Origin of the sequence: Streptococcus sp. 79, from assembly GCF_013277425.1 — a bacterium.
In the GTDB taxonomy this organism is placed as follows: Bacteria; Bacillota; Bacilli; order Lactobacillales; family Streptococcaceae; genus Streptococcus; species Streptococcus pseudopneumoniae.
Window position 1 is genome coordinate 1 of the sequence record NZ_VMMW01000058.1, and the last position, 16,024, is coordinate 16,024.

Genomic DNA, 16,024 nt, shown 5'->3' on the forward strand with positions numbered 1-16,024 from the left:
TGAAGCCATAATAAAAAAAAATCGCGGTTTAAATCGCGATTTTTTTATAATTTCTCGTTAACAAAGCGGACAAACTGATTCCACCAAACTTTTAAGAAGAAGGCTTTTTCCATTTTCTTGTCTGCAACCATTTCGAAACTAGGGCGCTCTGTGGTGATGTAACCTTGACCAATCAAGTCCTTGTCTTCGTAAGTCAAATGGCCAACCACTGTTCCAGCTTCAAGTGGTGCTGGGATTGCTTTGGAATCAGGTGTGAATTGAATAGATTGAGAAGATTGATTCCCGACACGTTCAATTAGATAGATATCCTCTGGAGCCACTGCAGTGACCGTATCTTCTTTTCCATCTTGTACAGGGGCTTTGCTATCTTGATAGGCATCGCCTTGCTGAACGATTTTGCGAAGTGTAAATGTTGAAGAAATATAATCCATTAGGGAAGATGTAGCTGTAAACCGAGCGTAGGGATTATTGTCTTGATGGTCTGCATTTAAAACAACTGTGATGACTCTCATGCCTTTTTCGACAGTAGTACCAACAAAAGATTCTCCAGCCTTATCTGTTGTTCCTGTTTTCAGTCCATCAAAACCACCACGGTAAGCAGGCATACCTTCTAACATGTAGTTGGTCGAAGTGATTGTCATTCCAGCAAAAGTAGAAGAAGGTTTTTTGGTGATTTCCAAGACTTGTGGGTATTTTTTGATGAGGTTACGAGCAACAATAGCAACATCATAAGCACTGAGCTTGTTTTCATCATCTTTTTTTGAGCCCGGGTAAATATTATCTCCTAGAGTCTCGTTGTTCAGACCAGTTGTATTGACAACAGTAGCATCTTTGATTCCCCATTCCAAGAGTTTGGCACGCATCATATCGACGAAGTCTTTCTCTGAGCCAGCAATTTTCTCAGCTAGGGCAATAGCGGCGCTGTTGGCACTAGATACCAGAGTTGCTTCAAGTAACTCTTCGACAGTATAATTACGGGCCTCCATAGGAACATTACTGGCTTCAGAATTTGTCGTCAATTGATAAGGATAGTCAGAAATATCTACAGGAGTGGAGAGGGTAATACTTCCGTTTTCCAGAGCTTCATAGACTAGATAAACCGTAATCAATTTTGTTATAGAAGCAATTTCGACTGGTTGAGTCGCATCCTTCTCATAGAGAATTTTACCAGTATTTGCCTCAACAGCAATGGCATGTTTTGCAGCAATATTAAAATCTTGAGCAGCAACAGTAGAAGCACCTCCTAAAAAGGAGACAGTTAATAAAGTTAACAATATTTTTTTCATAGTAGTCTTATTCTATCATAAAGAAAAAAAATATTCTTGCTTTAATAATTCATCCGTTAAGCTTTTTGAAAATATGGTAAAATAGAGTGAGGGAGGTAACTCATGTTTCGTAGAAATAAATTATTTTTTTGGACCACAGAAATTTTACTCTTAACCATCATCTTTTACCTATGGAGACAGATGGGGTCTTTGATTAACCCTTTTGTTAGCGTGCTTAATACAATTATGATTCCATTTTTATTAGGGGGCTTTCTTTATTATTTGACAAACCCTATTGTTACTTTCTTAAATAAAGTCTGTAAACTCAATCGTTTACTTGGTATTTTAATTACCTTGTGTGCTTTGGTCTGGGGAATGGTCATAGGTGTTGTCTATCTCTTACCTATTTTGATTAATCAGTTATCTAGTTTGATTATATCTAGTCAAACTATTTATAGTCGAGTACAAGACTTAATCATAGACTTATCTAATTACCCTGCGCTCCAGAATTTGGATGTAGAAGCTACAATTCAGCAGTTAAACTTATCCTATGTTGATATTCTTCAAAATATCCTAAATAGCGTATCAAATAGCGTGGGGAGCGTCTTGTCAGCTCTTATCAGTACTGTTTTGATTTTGATTATGACTCCGGTTTTTTTGGTTTATTTCTTATTAGATGGACATAAATTCTTGCCCATGCTTGAAAGAACGATTCTAAAGAGGGATCGCTTGCATATTGCAGGCTTATTAAAGAATTTAAATGCGACGATTGCTCGCTATATTAGTGGAGTTTCGATTGACGCAATCATTATAGGTTGTTTGGCTTATATTGGCTATAGTATTATTGGTTTAAAATATGCTTTAGTTTTTGCTATTTTTTCTGGTGTAGCCAATTTAATTCCTTATGTGGGGCCAAGTATTGGTTTGATTCCTATGATCATCGCAAATATATTCACTGATCCCCATAGAATGCTGATTGCAGTGATTTATATGCTTGTTGTTCAGCAGGTAGATGGCAATATCTTATATCCTCGAATCGTAGGAAGTGTTATGAAGGTTCATCCAATCACGATTTTGGTTTTACTTTTGTTGTCAAGCAATATCTATGGTGTAGTTGGAATGATTGTCGCAGTGCCAACCTATTCTATCTTGAAAGAAATTTCTAAGTTCTTATCCCGTTTGTATGAAAATCATAAAATAATGAAAGAACGAGAAAGAGAATTAGCTAAGTAAAAGTCAGGAAATTCCTGATTTTTCTTTACTGGAAGTGGCCTTTAGATTAGAAGATTGAAAATAAGTTAAAGTCCTAAACTAATTTTCACAGCTAAAAATAGTAGAAGTTAATCTGATAAAAATCGAAAAAACCAGTGGAATTCCGTGTCAGGGTAAGTTCCACTGGTTTTCATAGTCTATTAAAGTTCGAATGAAACTTATTTATTTTAGCACGACAAGTAAAACGTAGTCCGAATAATATAAGGATTGATTTTATAGTTTTTAAACTCAAATGAATTGAAACAAAGAGAGTAGGAAAATTCTCATTTGAAAGTATTTTAGAATAATTCTTTTCGTGCATTTCTTCAAAAAAGATAGCTTCATCTTAGGTATATGTTAAGTGGATTTCGTAAGCTCTATTCACAATCGTAAAGTTATGCACTGAGAAAGTTGTAGTTAGTCTCCCAGTTTGCTAAATTTCTCGAATAGTATCTTTTTTAGGTACGTGATTTCCTTTTTGCATTTTTGTGTTAGATAAGGTATAATAGTTTTATTGTCTTTTGGGGTCGTTACGGATTCGACAGGCATTATGAGGCATATTTTGCGACTCGTGTGGCGACGTAAACGCTCAGTTAAATATAACTGCAAAAAATAACACTTCTTACGCTCTAGCTGCCTAAAAACCAGCAGGCGTGACCCGATTTGGATTGCTCGTGTTCAATGACAGGTCTTATTATTAGCGAGATACGATCAAGTCTTGTCTAGCGGCTTGATAAGAGATTGATAGACTCGCAGTTTCTAGGCTTGAGTTATGTGTCGAGGGGCTGTTAAACTAATACATAACCTATGGTTGTAGACAAATATGTTGGCAGGTGTTTGGACGTGGGTTCGACTCCCACCGGCTCCATTATTCCTTTGCATTCTTTTGCATTCCTTGGTAAAACGTTGTTAAATCAACGTTTTTTATTTTTGTCTTTGGTATTCTTTTGCGAAAAAAGGAGTCACAAATAGACCCAAAAACAGACCCTATTTTTAAAAAAGGGATACAAAAAAGGATACAACATTTTTGTTGTATCCTAGAAATATGTTTTTCCACGGAAGACATGGGATTCGAACCCACGCACGCTGTTACACGCCTACCGCGTTTCCAACACGGCCTCTTAAGCCTCTTGAGTAATCTTCCAATACTTACTCAAATAGTCTACCATAAAGGCTCTTATCTTGCAATAAAAATTCTGGAAATAAGAAAAATGATAGAAATTGGAAGAAAATGATAAAAAATGCTTGACTTTGAAATAAAGTATGATAGAATGAATAGTGTAAACGATAACAGGAGGTGATTCAGTGTTAAAAACAGAGAGGAAACAACTGATTTTAGAGGAGTTAAATCAACATCATGTAGTTTCTCTAGAGAAATTAGTTAGTTTGCTAGAAACGTCAGAATCAACGGTTCGAAGAGACTTGGATGAGTTGGAAGCGGAAAACAAGCTTCGTCGCGTGCATGGTGGAGCAGAATTGCCCCATTCCTTGCAGGAAGAAGAAACCATTCAAGAGAAATCTGTCAAAAACCTTCAAGAAAAGAAGTTGCTGGCTCAGAAAGCTGCTTCTCTCATCAAGGAACAAGATGTCATCTTTATCGATGCTGGAACAACAACTGCTTTTTTGATTCATGAATTGGTCAATAAGAATGTTACAGTTGTGACCAACTCCATTCACCATGCCGCTCAGTTGGTTGAAAAGCAGATTCCAACTGTCATGGTTGGAGGAAACGTCAAGACGGCGACAGATGCTAGTATCGGGGGCGTTGCTCTTAACCAGATTAACCAATTGCACTTTGACCGTGCCTTTATCGGAATGAATGGTGTTGACGATGGCTATTATACGACTCCTGATATGGAGGAGGGAGCTGTGAAAAGAGCTATTTTGGAGAATGCCAAGCAGACCTACGTCTTGGTGGATTCGTCAAAAATTGGACAAACTTGCTTTGCCAAGGTAGCACCACTCAAACGCGCTATCGTTATCACTAGTCAAGGGCATGAGCTCTTGCAGGTTATTAAGGAGAAAACGGAGGTAATAGAAGTATGATTTATACAGTCACACTCAATCCATCCATTGACTATATCGTTCGTTTGGACCAAGTCAAAGTTGGTAGTGTAAATCGTATGGACAGTGATGATAAGTTTGCTGGTGGGAAAGGAATCAATGTCAGCCGTGTCTTGAAACGTTTGAATATACCAAATACAGCGACGGGATTTATCGGTGGCTTTACTGGTAAATTTATCACAGATACTTTAGCAGAGGAAGAAATCGAGACACGTTTTGTCCAGGTGGCAGAAGATACTCGTATCAATGTTAAAATCAAAGCAGACCAAGAAACAGAAATCAACGGAAGGGGTCCAACTGTTGAATCGGTTCAGCTAGAAGAATTGAAAGCTATTTTATCTAGTCTGACAGCAGAAGATACAGTTGTCTTTGCAGGTTCAAGTGCTAAAAATCTAGGCAATGTTATCTATAAGGATTTGATTTCCTTGACGCGCCAGACTGGTGCGCAAGTGGTCTGTGACTTTGAAGGACAGACCTTAATTGATAGTTTGGACTACCAGCCTCTTCTTGTAAAACCAAACAATCATGAACTTGGAGCGATTTTTGGGGTTAAACTCGAAAGTTTAGATGAAATTGAGAAATACGCTCGTGAGTTACTGGCTAAGGGTGCTCAAAATGTTATTATCTCTATGGCTGGTGATGGTGCCCTTCTTGTCACATCTGAGGGAGCTTACTTCGCTAAACCAATCAAAGGAACAGTCAAAAATTCAGTTGGAGCTGGTGATTCTATGGTTGCTGGATTCACAGGTGAATTTGTCAAATCAAAAGACGCAGTAGAAGCCTTCAAATGGGGAGTGGCTTGCGGAACGGCAACTACCTTCTCAGATGACTTGGCAACGGCGGAATTTATTAAAGAAACATATGGAAAAGTTGAGGTAGAAAAACGATGAAAATTCAAGACCTATTGAGAAAAGATGTCATGTTGCTAGATTTGCAGGCAACTGAAAAAACAGCTGTCATCGACGAGATGATTAAAAATTTGACAGACCACGGTTATGTAACAGATTTTGAAACATTTAAAGAAGGAATTTTGGCGCGTGAAGCTTTGACTTCTACTGGTTTGGGTGATGGAATCGCAATGCCTCACAGCAAAAACGCTGCTGTCAAAGAAGCGACAGTTCTATTTGCTAAGTCAAATAAGGGTGTTGATTATGAGAGCTTGGATGGACAAGCAACTGACCTCTTCTTCATGATTGCGGCTCCAGAAGGTGCCAATGATACTCACTTGGCAGCCTTGGCAGAATTGTCTCAATACTTGATGAAAGACGGTTTTGCTGACAAACTCCGTCAAGCAACATCAGCTGACCAAGTCATTGAACTTTTTGACCAAGCTTCAGAAAAAACTGAGAAGCCAGTTCAAGCACCTACCAATGACTCTAGTGACTTTATCGTTGCTGTTACAGCTTGTACAACAGGTATTGCCCACACTTATATGGCTCAAGAAGCTCTTCAAAAAGTGGCTGCTGAAATGGGTGTTGGGATCAAGGTTGAAACCAACGGAGCTAGTGGTGTTGGAAACCAACTCACTGCTGAAGACATTCGTAAGGCTAAAGCTGTTATCATCGCAGCAGACAAGGCAGTTGAAATGGATCGATTCGATGGCAAACCATTGATCAATCGTCCGGTTGCTGACGGGATCCGTAAGACAGAAGAGTTGATTAACTTGGCTCTTTCAGGAGATGCGGAAGTCTACCGTGCCGCTAATGGTGCAAAAGCTGCAACAGCCTCTAACGAAAAACAAAGCCTTGGTGGTGCCTTCTACAAACACTTGATGAGTGGTGTATCTCAAATGTTGCCATTCGTTATCGGTGGTGGTATCATGATTGCCCTTGCCTTCTTGATTGACGGTGCTTTGGGCGTTCCAAATGAAAACCTTGGTAATCTTGGTTCCTACCATGAACTAGCTTCTATGTTCATGAAAATTGGTGGAGCTGCCTTTGGTTTGATGCTTCCAGTCTTTGCAGGTTATGTTGCCTATTCTATTGCTGAAAAACCAGGTTTGGTAGCTGGTTTCGTGGCTGGTGCTATTGCCAAAGAAGGGTTTGCCTTTGGTAAGATCCCTTATGCCGCAGGTGGTGAAGCAACTTCAACTCTTGCAGGTGTCTCATCTGGTTTCCTAGGTGCCCTTGTGGGTGGATTTATCGCAGGTGCTTTGGTTCTTGCTATCAAGAAATACGTTAAAGTTCCTCGTTCACTTGAAGGTGCTAAATCAATTCTTCTCTTGCCACTTCTTGGAACAATCTTGACTGGATTTGTCATGCTAGCTGTGAACATCCCAATGGCAGCAATCAACACTGCTATGAATGACTTCCTAGGTGGTCTTGGAGGAGGTTCAGCTGTCCTTCTTGGTATCGTCCTTGGTGGAATGATGGCTGTTGACATGGGTGGACCAGTTAACAAAGCGGCTTATGTCTTTGGTACAGGTACGCTTGCAGCGTCTGTTTCTTCAGGTGGTTCTGTAGCCATGGCAGCAGTTATGGCTGGAGGAATGGTGCCACCACTTGCAATCTTTGTCGCAACTCTTCTTTTCAAAGATAAATTTACTAAGGAAGAACGCAACTCAGGTTTGACAAACATCATCATGGGCTTGTCATTTATCACTGAGGGAGCGATTCCATTTGGTGCCGCTGACCCAGCTCGTGCGATCCCAAGCTTTATCCTTGGTTCAGCAGTAGCAGGAGGCCTCGTTGGTCTTACTGGTATCAAACTCATGGCGCCACACGGAGGAATCTTCGTTATCGCCCTTACTTCAAATTCTCTCCTTTACCTTGTTGCTGTCTTGGTAGGAGCAATCTTAAGTGGTGTGGTCTATGGTTACCTACGCAAACCAAAAGCATAAAACTTAGATAGAAAATGAAAAGATTGGACCGTTTGGTGCAGTCTTTTTCTCTTCCCGAAATGTCTGTGAAATATGGTATAATAGAAGAATGGCAAACAAGAATACAAGTAAAACAAGACGAAGACCGTCTAAAGCAGAACTCGAAAGAAAAGAAGCGATTCAACGAATGTTGATTTCGTTGGGAATCGCACTTTTATTGATTTTCGCAGCCTTCAAATTAGGAGCTGCAGGTATCACCCTTTACAATTTAATACGCTTGTTGGTGGGTAGCCTAGCCTATCTAGCAATATTTGGCCTCTTGTTCTATCTCTTCTTTTTCAAGTGGATACGAAAACAGGAAGGACTCTTATCAGGATTTTTCACCATATTTGCTGGCTTGCTCTTGATTTTTGAGGCCTACTTAGTTTGGAAATATGGTTTGGATAAGTCGGTTTTAAAAGGAACCATGGCTCAGATTGTGACGGATTTGACTGGTTTTCGAACGACCAGCTTTGCTGGAGGGGGCTTGATTGGTGTCGCTCTTTATATTCCAACCGCCTTTCTCTTTTCAAATATCGGTACTTACTTTATTGGTTCTATCTTGATTTTAGTGGGTGCCCTCCTAGTCAGTCCTTGGTCTGTTTATGATATTGCTGAATTTTTCAGTAGAGGATTTGTTAAATGGCGAGAAGGGCATGAGCGTCGAAAAGAGGAACGCTTTGTCAAACAAGAAGAAAAAGCTCGCCAAAAGGCTGAGGAAGAGGCTAGATTAGAACAAGAAAAGGCTGAAAAAGTCTTACTCGATTTGCCTTCTGTTGATATGGAAACGGGTGAAATTCTGACTGATGATGTTGTGCTTGACATTCCTCCTGTTCCAGAAGAAGAGTGGGTGGAACCAGAAATCATCCTGCCTCAACCAGAGCTTGAATTCCCTGAGCAGGAAGAAGGCTCAGATGACGAAGATGTTCAGGTTGATTTTTCAGCCAAAGAAGCCCTCGAATACAAACTTCCAAGCTTACAACTCTTTGCCCCAGATAAACCCAAGGATCAGTCTAAAGAGAAGAAAATCGTTCGGGAAAATATCAAAATCCTAGAAGAAACCTTTGCTAGCTTTGGTATCAAGGTAACGGTTGAACGAGCCGAAATTGGGCCATCAGTGACCAAGTATGAAGTTAAGCCAGCAGTAGGTGTAAGGGTCAACCGCATTTCCAATCTTGCAGATGACCTCGCTCTAGCCTTGGCGGCCAAGGATGTCCGAATTGAAGCACCTATCCCTGGGAAATCCCTAGTCGGTATCGAAGTACCCAACTCTGAGATTGCCACTGTGTCTTTCCGTGAACTATGGGAACAATCTCAAACGAAAGCAGAAAATCTCTTGGAAATTCCTTTAGGGAAGGCTGTTAATGGAACCGCAAGAGCATTTGACCTCTCCAAGATGCCCCACTTACTCGTCGCAGGTTCAACGGGATCAGGGAAGTCAGTAGCTGTTAATGGCATCATTGCTAGCATTCTGATGAAAGCAAGACCCGACCAGGTCAAGTTTATGATGGTGGATCCCAAGATGGTTGAGTTGTCTGTTTACAATGATATTCCCCACCTCTTGATTCCAGTAGTGACCAATCCACGCAAGGCTAGCAAGGCCCTGCAAAAGGTTGTGGATGAGATGGAAAATCGTTATGAACTCTTTGCCAAGGTGGGAGTTCGGAACATTGCAGGTTTTAATGCTAAGGTAGAAGAGTTTAATGTCCAGTCTGAGTACAAGCAAATTCCGCTACCGCTCATTGTTGTGATTGTAGATGAGTTGGCTGACCTTATGATGGTGGCCAGCAAGGAAGTGGAAGATGCTATCATCCGTCTTGGACAGAAGGCGCGTGCTGCTGGTATCCATATGATTCTTGCAACTCAGCGTCCATCTGTTGATGTCATCTCTGGGTTGATTAAGGCCAATGTTCCGTCTCGTGTGGCGTTTGCGGTTTCATCAGGGACAGACTCTCGTACGATTTTGGATGAAAATGGAGCAGAAAAACTGCTTGGCCGAGGGGACATGCTCTTTAAACCGATTGATGAAAATCATCCAGTTCGTCTCCAAGGATCCTTTATCTCGGATGATGATGTTGAACGCATCGTAAACTTCATCAAGGCTCAGGCAGATGCGGACTACGATGAGTGTTTTGATCCAGGTGAGGTTTCTGAAAATGAAGGAGAATTTTCAGATGGTGAATCTGGTGGAGATCCGCTTTTTGAAGAAGCCAAGGCTTTGGTAATCGAAACCCAGAAAGCCAGTGCATCCATGATTCAGCGTCGTTTGTCAGTTGGTTTTAACCGTGCGACCCGTCTCATGGAAGAGCTTGAGATGGCAGGTGTCATTGGTCCAGCTGAAGGTACCAAACCAAGAAAAGTATTGCAACAATAAAAAATAGCTTCTTTCCAAGTTTGGAGGGAAGCTATTTTAGTGATTATTGATTAGTTTTATTTTCCGAAGTTGGTGTATTATTGGACTGTTTTTCATTTTCAGTAGCAGGTTTACTTGGAGCAGGAGCAGGAGTAGAAGAATCCTGAGTTGATGTTTTCTGCTCTTCTTTTTTCTCTTCCTTGACGCTAGATTTTGGCGTTTCTTCTTGTTGTGTTTTTTCTTGAGTGGTGTGATTTTCCTTATTGGGACTAGTATTTTCCTTAGGGGATTCTTTTTGAATTTCTTTGACAATGGTTGTCGTCTGGGTTGTCGTAGGTTCTTTTTTAGTATTTTTGTTATTATCCAAGGCGTTCATGATCGTGATACTAGCGGTAATCAAGCCAAGGATACTAGCGATAGTCGCAACGGTTTTTTGAAAGACTGTAAAGCCTTTTTTGATGTGTTCTGTTTTTGGTTTTGAAGTTCTACGATAATTAGACATACATTCTCTCCTTTAATTAAAATTTATTATACCTCATTTCTTTAAAAAAATCTTAAAAAAAGAGGAATTGCCCTTTCTTGTCGCAAGCTCCGTTTCATGATACAATAGAAGGAGTGATTTTAGAAAGCGTGAGAAACATGATTTACTTTGATAATTCGGCGACGACCAAGCCTTATCCTGAAGCCCTTGAAACCTATATGCAGGTGGCTTCAAAAATTTTAGGAAATCCATCTAGTCTCCATCGTTTGGGAGACCAGGCAACACGAATTTTATCTGCTTCCCGTCAACAGATTGCAGATTTAATCGGTAAGAAAAGTGAGGAAATCTTCTTTACTTCTGGTGGAACAGAAGGTGATAACTGGGTTATCAAGGGTGTGGCCTTTGAAAAAGCTCAATTTGGCAAGCACATCATCGTATCAGCCATTGAACATCCAGCAGTCAAGGAATCAGCTCTTTGGTTGAAATCTCAAGGTTTTGAAGTGGATTTTGCTCCAGTTAATGAGAAAGGATTTGTGGATGTTGAGGCTCTAGGAGCTTTGATAAGACCTGATACGACCCTCATCTCTATCATGGCAGTAAACAATGAAATTGGCTCTGTTCAGCCCATTGAGGCTATTTCAAAACTATTGGCAGATAAGCCGACTATTTCCTTCCATGTTGATGCGGTTCAAGCACTTGCTAAGATTCCAACTGAAAAATATCTGACTGATAGAGTGGATTTTGCGACTTTCTCTAGTCACAAGTTCCATGGAGTTCGTGGTGTAGGTTTTGTCTATATCAAGTCTGGTAAGAAAATTACGCCTCTTTTGACAGGTGGTGGTCAGGAGAGCGACTATCGTTCGACAACTGAAAATGTGGCAGGGATTGCTGCGACAGCCAAGGCCCTCCGTTTATCTATGGAAAAGCTAGATATCTTTACTAGCAAGACTGGGCAGATGAAGGCAGTGATTCGTCAAGCACTTCTGGACTATCCAGATATTTTTGTCTTTTCAGATGAGGAAGACTTTGCCCCTCATATCCTAACTTTTGGAATCAAGGGTGTTCGTGGAGAAGTTATTGTTCACGCCTTTGAAGACTATGATATTTTTATCTCAACGACCTCTGCTTGTTCGTCCAAGGCTGGGAAACCTGCAGGCACTTTGATTGCAATGGGAGTGGATAAAGATAAGGCCCAGTCAGCTGTACGTCTTAGCCTAGACCTTGAAAATGATATGAGTCAGGTCGAGCAGTTTTTGACCAAGCTAAAATTAATTTACAATCAAACTAGAAAAGTAAGATAGGAGTATTCATGCAGTATTCAGAAATTATGATTCGCTATGGAGAGTTGTCAACCAAGGGTAAAAACCGTATGCGTTTCATCAATAAACTTCGTAATAATATTTCAGACGTTTTGTCTATCTATCCCCAAGTTAAGGTAAGGGCAGATCGCGACCGTGCCCACGCTTACCTCAATGGAGCTGATTACACAGAAGTAGCAGAATCGCTCAAACAAGTCTTTGGAATTCAGAATTTTTCTCCAGTATATAAGGTAGAAAAATCTGTAGAAGTTTTGAAGTCTTCTGTCCAAGAGATTATGCAGGACATCTACAAGGAAGGCATGACTTTTAAAATCTCTAGCAAGCGTAGCGACCACAACTTTGAACTTGACAGTCGTGAACTCAATCAAACGCTTGGAGGAGCTGTTTTCGAAGCAATTCCAAATGTGCAAGCTCAGATGAAAAATCCTGACATCAATCTTCAGGTGGAGATTCGTGAGGAGGCGGCTTATCTTTCCTATGAAACCATTCGAGGGGCAGGTGGCTTGCCAGTGGGAACTTCTGGTAAGGGCATGCTCATGTTGTCAGGGGGAATCGATTCTCCTGTAGCTGGCTATCTAGCGCTTAAACGTGGGGTAGATATTGAAGCCGTTCACTTTGCCAGCCCACCTTACACTAGTCCAGGTGCCCTCAAGAAAGCGCGGGATTTGACTCGTAAATTGACCAAGTTTGGTGGAAATATCCAGTTTATCGAAGTTCCTTTTACAGAGATTCAAGAGGAAATCAAAGCCAAAGCGCCAGAAGCCTACCTTATGACCTTGACGCGTCGTTTTATGATGCGTATTACTGACCGTATTCGTGAGGTACGAAATGGTTTAGTTATCATCAATGGGGAAAGTCTTGGTCAAGTAGCCAGCCAAACTCTTGAAAGTATGCAGGCTATTAACGCTGTGACCAACACTCCCATCATCCGCCCTGTGGTCACTATGGACAAATTGGAAATCATTGACATCGCCCAGGAAATCGATACCTTTGATATTTCTATCCAGCCTTTTGAGGATTGCTGTACTATTTTTGCACCAGACCGTCCTAAGACCAATCCTAAGATTAAGAATGCAGAGCAGTATGAAGCACGCATGGATGTTGAAGGCTTGATTGAGCGAGCAGTGGCTGGAATCATGATTACTGAGATCACACCTCAAGCCGAAAAAGATGAAGTGGATGACTTGATTGACAATCTGCTCTAATTTAGAAAATCCAAAAGAATAGCGAAAATCAGGAAAGAAAGTTAGTTTTTTCTCTAAAAACAGGTAAAAAACTAACTTTTTTTCTATTTTTATGATATAATGAGATAAAATTTTGAATATAGAGAGTTTTCTGACAATGAATCATTCCTACTTTTATCTAAAAATGAAAGAACACAAACTCAAGGTTCCTTATACAGGCAAGGAGCGCCGTGTGCGTGTTCTTCTACCTAAAGATTATGAGAAAGACACGGACCGTTCCTATCCTGTTGTATACTTTCATGATGGGCAAAATGTTTTTTATAGCAAAGAGTCTTTCATTGGACACTCATGGAAGATTATCCCAGCCATCAAACGGAATCCGGACATCAGTCGTATGATTGTCGTTGCTATTGACAATGATGGTATGGGGCGGATGAATGAGTATGCGGCTTGGAAGTTCCAAGAATCTCCCATCCCAGGCCAGCAGTTTGGCGGTAAGGGTGTGGAGTATGCTGAGTTTGTCATGGAGGTGGTCAAGCCTTTTATCGATGAGACCTATCGTACAAAAGCAGACCGCCAGCATACAGCCATGATTGGTTCCTCACTAGGAGGCAATATTACCCAGTTTATCGGTTTGGAATACCAAGACCAAATTGGTTGCCTGGGCGTCTTTTCATCTGCCAACTGGCTTCACCAAGAAGCCTTTAACCGCTATATTGAGCGCAAGAAACTATCGCCTGACCAGCGTATCTTTATCTATGTAGGAACAGAAGAAGCGGATGATACAGACAAGACCTTGATGGCTGGCAATATCAAACAAGCCTATATCGACTCTTCGCTTCGCTATTACCATGATTTGATAGCAGGGGGAGTACACTTGGGCAATCTTGTCTTAAAAGTTCAGTCTGGTGCCATCCATAGTGAAATCCCTTGGTCAGAAAATCTACCCGATTGTCTGAGATTTTTTGCAGAAAAATGGTAAGTTAAGAAAGGAAAAAACGAAATGCATATTGAACATCTTAGCCACTGGAGTGGCCATCTCAACCGTGAAATGTACCTCAACCGTTATGGACATGCTGGTATTCCAGTTGTGGTCTTTGCTTCATCAGGTGGTAGTCACAACGAATACTATGATTTTGGCATGATTGATGCTTGTGCCTCTTTTATCGAGGAAGGCCGTGTTCAGTTCTTTACCCTATCCAGTGTAGACAGCGAGAGCTGGTTGGCTACTTGGAAACATGCTCATGACCAAGCGGAAATGCACCGTGCCTACGAACGTTATGTGATTGAGGAGGCCATTCCTTTTATCAAGCACAAGACAGGTTGGTTTGATGGCATGATGACGACAGGTTGCTCTATGGGAGCCTACCATGCACTCAATTTCTTCCTCCAGCATCCAGATGTCTTTACCAAAGTGATTGCTCTCAGTGGTGTTTACGATGCACGTTTCTTTGTCGGCGATTATTACAATGACGATGCTATTTACCAAAACTCGCCAGTAGACTATATCTGGAACCAAAACGACGGCTGGTTTATTGACCGTTACCGTCAGGCAGAGATTGTGCTGTGTACGGGTCTTGGAGCCTGGGAACAAGATGGTCTACCATCTTTTTACAAGCTAAAAGAGGCCTTTGACCAGAAACAAATTCCAGCCTGGTTTGCTGAATGGGGACATGATGTCGCCCACGACTGGGAATGGTGGCGTAAACAAATGCCTTATTTCCTCGGCAATCTCTATTTATAAAAGGAGTGACCTATGAATTACCTTGCTATTTCTCCCTACTATCCACAAAACTTTCAACAGTTCACCATCGAACTAGCCAATAAAGGCATCACCGTCTTGGGAATTGGTCAGGAACCTTACGAGCAATTGGATGAACCTTTACGCAATAGCCTGACCGAGTATTTCCGTGTTGATAATCTTGAGAACATAGACGAAGTCAAACGAGCAGTTGCTTTTCTCTTTTATAAACATGGCCCAATTGACCGTATCGAGTCTCATAATGAATACTGGCTTGAGCTGGACGCAGCACTCAGAGAGCAATTCAATGTTTTTGGTGCCAAACCAGAGGATCTCAAAAAGACGAAATTTAAGTCTGAAATGAAGAAGCTTTTCAAAAAAGCAGGTGTCCCTGTGGTCCCTGGAGCTGTTATCAAGACGGAAGCAGATGTTGATCAAGCAGTGAACGAAATCGGTCTTCCAATGATTGCCAAACCTGATAATGGAGTGGGAGCAGCCGCAACCTTTAAACTTGAGACAGAAGACGATATCAATCACTTCAAGTCTGAGTGGGATCATTCAACTGTTTATTTCTTTGAGAAATTTGTCACCTCTAGCGAAATCTGTACCTTTGATGGGCTCGTAGACAAGGATGGTAAGATTGTCTTCTCAACAACCTTTGACTACGCCTATACACCACTTGATCTCATGATTTACAAGATGGACAATTCTTATTACGTTCTCAAGGATATGGATCCTAAATTACGTAAATATGGTGAGGCAATTGTCAAAGAATTTGGTATGAAAGAACGGTTCTTCCATATTGAGTTCTTCCGTGAAGGGGACGACTACATTGCCATTGAGTACAATAACCGTCCTGCAGGTGGTTTTACAATTGATGTTTATAACTTTGCTCATTCCTTGGACCTCTATCGTGGCTATGCAGCTATTGTAGCAGGAGAAGAGTTCCCAGCGTCAGAATTTGAACCTCAGTATTGTTTGGCTACTTCTCGCCGTGCAAATGCTCACTATGTTTATTCAGAAGAGGATTTGCTTGACAAATATAGCCAGCAGTTCAAGGTTAAAAAAATCATGCCGGCGGCCTTTGCGGAACTTCAAGGAGATTACCTGTATATATTGACAACTCCGAGTCGACAAGAAATGGATCAGATGATTAAGGACTTTGGTCAGCGTCAGGCTTAAGAGACTATCGGATTAAGGAAATTCACTCCCTTAATCCTTTTGTTTTGTCTGATAAAAAGTAAGAGCATCCTAATAAGGTAGCTATCATAAAACTTGTTCGATAACTATTTGAAGCAGGATTAGGTGGTCAGAAATTGAATTTTAATACTTCAATTGAGTCATAGTATTGTGCTTTCGTATCCTTAAATCAGCTAAAAGGATCCATGACGACACCTATACGATATAGTTTTCAAGATACCAAACAAGTCTATTAATACTCAATGAAAATCAAAGAGCAAACTAGGAAGCTAGCCGCAGGTTGCTCAAAATACTGTTTTGAGGTTGTAG

12 protein-coding genes, 1 tRNA gene and 1 other RNA gene are annotated in these 16,024 nt (G+C 41.0%); 11 read left to right on the plus strand and 3 right to left on the minus strand.

Translation table 11 applies throughout. The annotated features are described in order from the left end of the window. Positions 1-44: 44 nt before the first annotated feature. Entirely contained in the window at positions 45-1,286 is a 1,242-nt protein-coding gene (gene pbp3 / locus HT729_RS08475) for a D-alanyl-D-alanine carboxypeptidase PBP3 (RefSeq protein WP_172931898.1), read from the minus strand. A gap of 102 nt (positions 1,287-1,388) precedes the next feature. Here pbp3 and cozE point away from each other — a divergent pair, with 102 nt between their 5' ends. Beyond that, positions 1,389-2,498: a cell elongation protein CozE gene (cozE, locus tag HT729_RS08480; RefSeq protein WP_050079225.1), complete on the plus strand. Its 1,110-nt coding sequence runs from the start codon at positions 1,389-1,391 to the stop codon at positions 2,496-2,498. Between the two features lie 541 nt (positions 2,499-3,039). Continuing rightward, positions 3,040-3,387, plus strand: a transfer-messenger RNA (tmRNA) gene (gene ssrA / locus HT729_RS08485). Between the two features lie 185 nt (positions 3,388-3,572). Here the strand turns inward: ssrA and HT729_RS08490 are convergent. Next, positions 3,573-3,660: transfer RNA gene (locus HT729_RS08490), tRNA-Ser, on the minus strand. Positions 3,661-3,821: 161 nt separating this feature from the next. Between HT729_RS08490 and HT729_RS08495 the strand changes: the two genes are divergently transcribed. The 4 genes from HT729_RS08495 (at position 3,822) to HT729_RS08510 (ending at position 9,811) form a co-directional block, all read left to right on the plus strand. Further along, the gene (locus tag HT729_RS08495) at positions 3,822-4,562 is read left to right on the plus strand and encodes a DeoR/GlpR family DNA-binding transcription regulator (RefSeq protein ID WP_172926253.1); all 741 of its coding nucleotides are present in this window, start codon (positions 3,822-3,824) and stop codon (positions 4,560-4,562) included. Continuing rightward, on the plus strand, positions 4,559-5,470 hold the full coding sequence (gene pfkB / locus HT729_RS08500; RefSeq protein ID WP_172931899.1) for a 1-phosphofructokinase: 912 nt from the start codon (positions 4,559-4,561) through the stop codon (positions 5,468-5,470). The genes HT729_RS08495 and pfkB overlap by 4 nt, the downstream gene beginning before the upstream one ends. Then, on the plus strand, positions 5,467-7,419 hold the full coding sequence (locus HT729_RS08505; protein ID WP_172931900.1) for a fructose-specific PTS transporter subunit EIIC: 1,953 nt from the start codon (positions 5,467-5,469) through the stop codon (positions 7,417-7,419). Before pfkB ends, HT729_RS08505 begins: the two co-directional genes overlap by 4 nt. A gap of 88 nt (positions 7,420-7,507) precedes the next feature. Then, positions 7,508-9,811: a DNA translocase FtsK gene (locus tag HT729_RS08510; RefSeq protein ID WP_345890465.1), complete on the plus strand. Its 2,304-nt coding sequence runs from the start codon at positions 7,508-7,510 to the stop codon at positions 9,809-9,811. Positions 9,812-9,854: 43 nt separating this feature from the next. On the opposite strand, the gene HT729_RS08515 is transcribed toward HT729_RS08510, so the two are convergent. Continuing rightward, positions 9,855-10,292 carry a DUF6556 family protein gene (locus HT729_RS08515; protein WP_166730920.1) on the minus strand — a complete coding sequence of 146 codons (438 nt, stop codon included), beginning with the start codon at positions 10,290-10,292 and terminating at the stop codon, positions 9,855-9,857. 137 nt (positions 10,293-10,429) lie between these two features. Between HT729_RS08515 and HT729_RS08520 the strand changes: the two genes are divergently transcribed. The 5 genes from HT729_RS08520 to HT729_RS08540 all read left to right on the plus strand — a co-directional run bounded on the left by HT729_RS08520 (position 10,430) and on the right by HT729_RS08540 (position 15,697). Beyond that, positions 10,430-11,572: a cysteine desulfurase family protein gene (locus tag HT729_RS08520; protein ID WP_172931904.1), complete on the plus strand. Its 1,143-nt coding sequence runs from the start codon at positions 10,430-10,432 to the stop codon at positions 11,570-11,572. A gap of 8 nt (positions 11,573-11,580) precedes the next feature. After that, the gene (thiI, locus tag HT729_RS08525; protein ID WP_172931901.1) at positions 11,581-12,795 is read left to right on the plus strand and encodes a tRNA uracil 4-sulfurtransferase ThiI; all 1,215 of its coding nucleotides are present in this window, start codon (positions 11,581-11,583) and stop codon (positions 12,793-12,795) included. A 136-nt stretch (positions 12,796-12,931) separates the two neighbouring features. Further along, a complete protein-coding gene (locus HT729_RS08530; protein ID WP_172931902.1) occupies positions 12,932-13,756 on the plus strand; it encodes an alpha/beta hydrolase in 825 nt (274 codons plus the stop codon). A gap of 21 nt (positions 13,757-13,777) precedes the next feature. Continuing rightward, a complete protein-coding gene (locus HT729_RS08535; protein WP_050142829.1) occupies positions 13,778-14,518 on the plus strand; it encodes an esterase family protein in 741 nt (246 codons plus the stop codon). Positions 14,519-14,530: 12 nt separating this feature from the next. Beyond that, a complete protein-coding gene (locus tag HT729_RS08540) occupies positions 14,531-15,697 on the plus strand; it encodes an ATP-grasp domain-containing protein (RefSeq protein ID WP_050142831.1) in 1,167 nt (388 codons plus the stop codon). Positions 15,698-16,024 lie beyond the last annotated feature (327 nt).

What these genes read in the sequence shown, in the direction of transcription:
- HT729_RS08520 (WP_172931904.1), top strand. Translation starts at nt 10,430, where the DNA reads ATGATTTACTTTGATAATTCGGCGACGACCAAGCCTTATCCTGAAGCC.
- pbp3 (WP_172931898.1), bottom strand. Translation starts at nt 1,286, where the DNA reads ATGAAAAAAATATTGTTAACTTTATTAACTGTCTCCTTTTTAGGAGGT.
- HT729_RS08515 (WP_166730920.1), bottom strand. Translation starts at nt 10,292, where the DNA reads ATGTCTAATTATCGTAGAACTTCAAAACCAAAAACAGAACACATCAAA.
- HT729_RS08505 (WP_172931900.1), top strand. Translation starts at nt 5,467, where the DNA reads ATGAAAATTCAAGACCTATTGAGAAAAGATGTCATGTTGCTAGATTTG.
- thiI (WP_172931901.1), top strand. Translation starts at nt 11,581, where the DNA reads ATGCAGTATTCAGAAATTATGATTCGCTATGGAGAGTTGTCAACCAAG.
- HT729_RS08530 (WP_172931902.1), top strand. Translation starts at nt 12,932, where the DNA reads ATGAATCATTCCTACTTTTATCTAAAAATGAAAGAACACAAACTCAAG.
- HT729_RS08535 (WP_050142829.1), top strand. Translation starts at nt 13,778, where the DNA reads ATGCATATTGAACATCTTAGCCACTGGAGTGGCCATCTCAACCGTGAA.
- pfkB (WP_172931899.1), top strand. Translation starts at nt 4,559, where the DNA reads ATGATTTATACAGTCACACTCAATCCATCCATTGACTATATCGTTCGT.
- HT729_RS08510 (WP_345890465.1), top strand. Translation starts at nt 7,508, where the DNA reads ATGGCAAACAAGAATACAAGTAAAACAAGACGAAGACCGTCTAAAGCA.
- cozE (WP_050079225.1), top strand. Translation starts at nt 1,389, where the DNA reads ATGTTTCGTAGAAATAAATTATTTTTTTGGACCACAGAAATTTTACTC.
- HT729_RS08540 (WP_050142831.1), top strand. Translation starts at nt 14,531, where the DNA reads ATGAATTACCTTGCTATTTCTCCCTACTATCCACAAAACTTTCAACAG.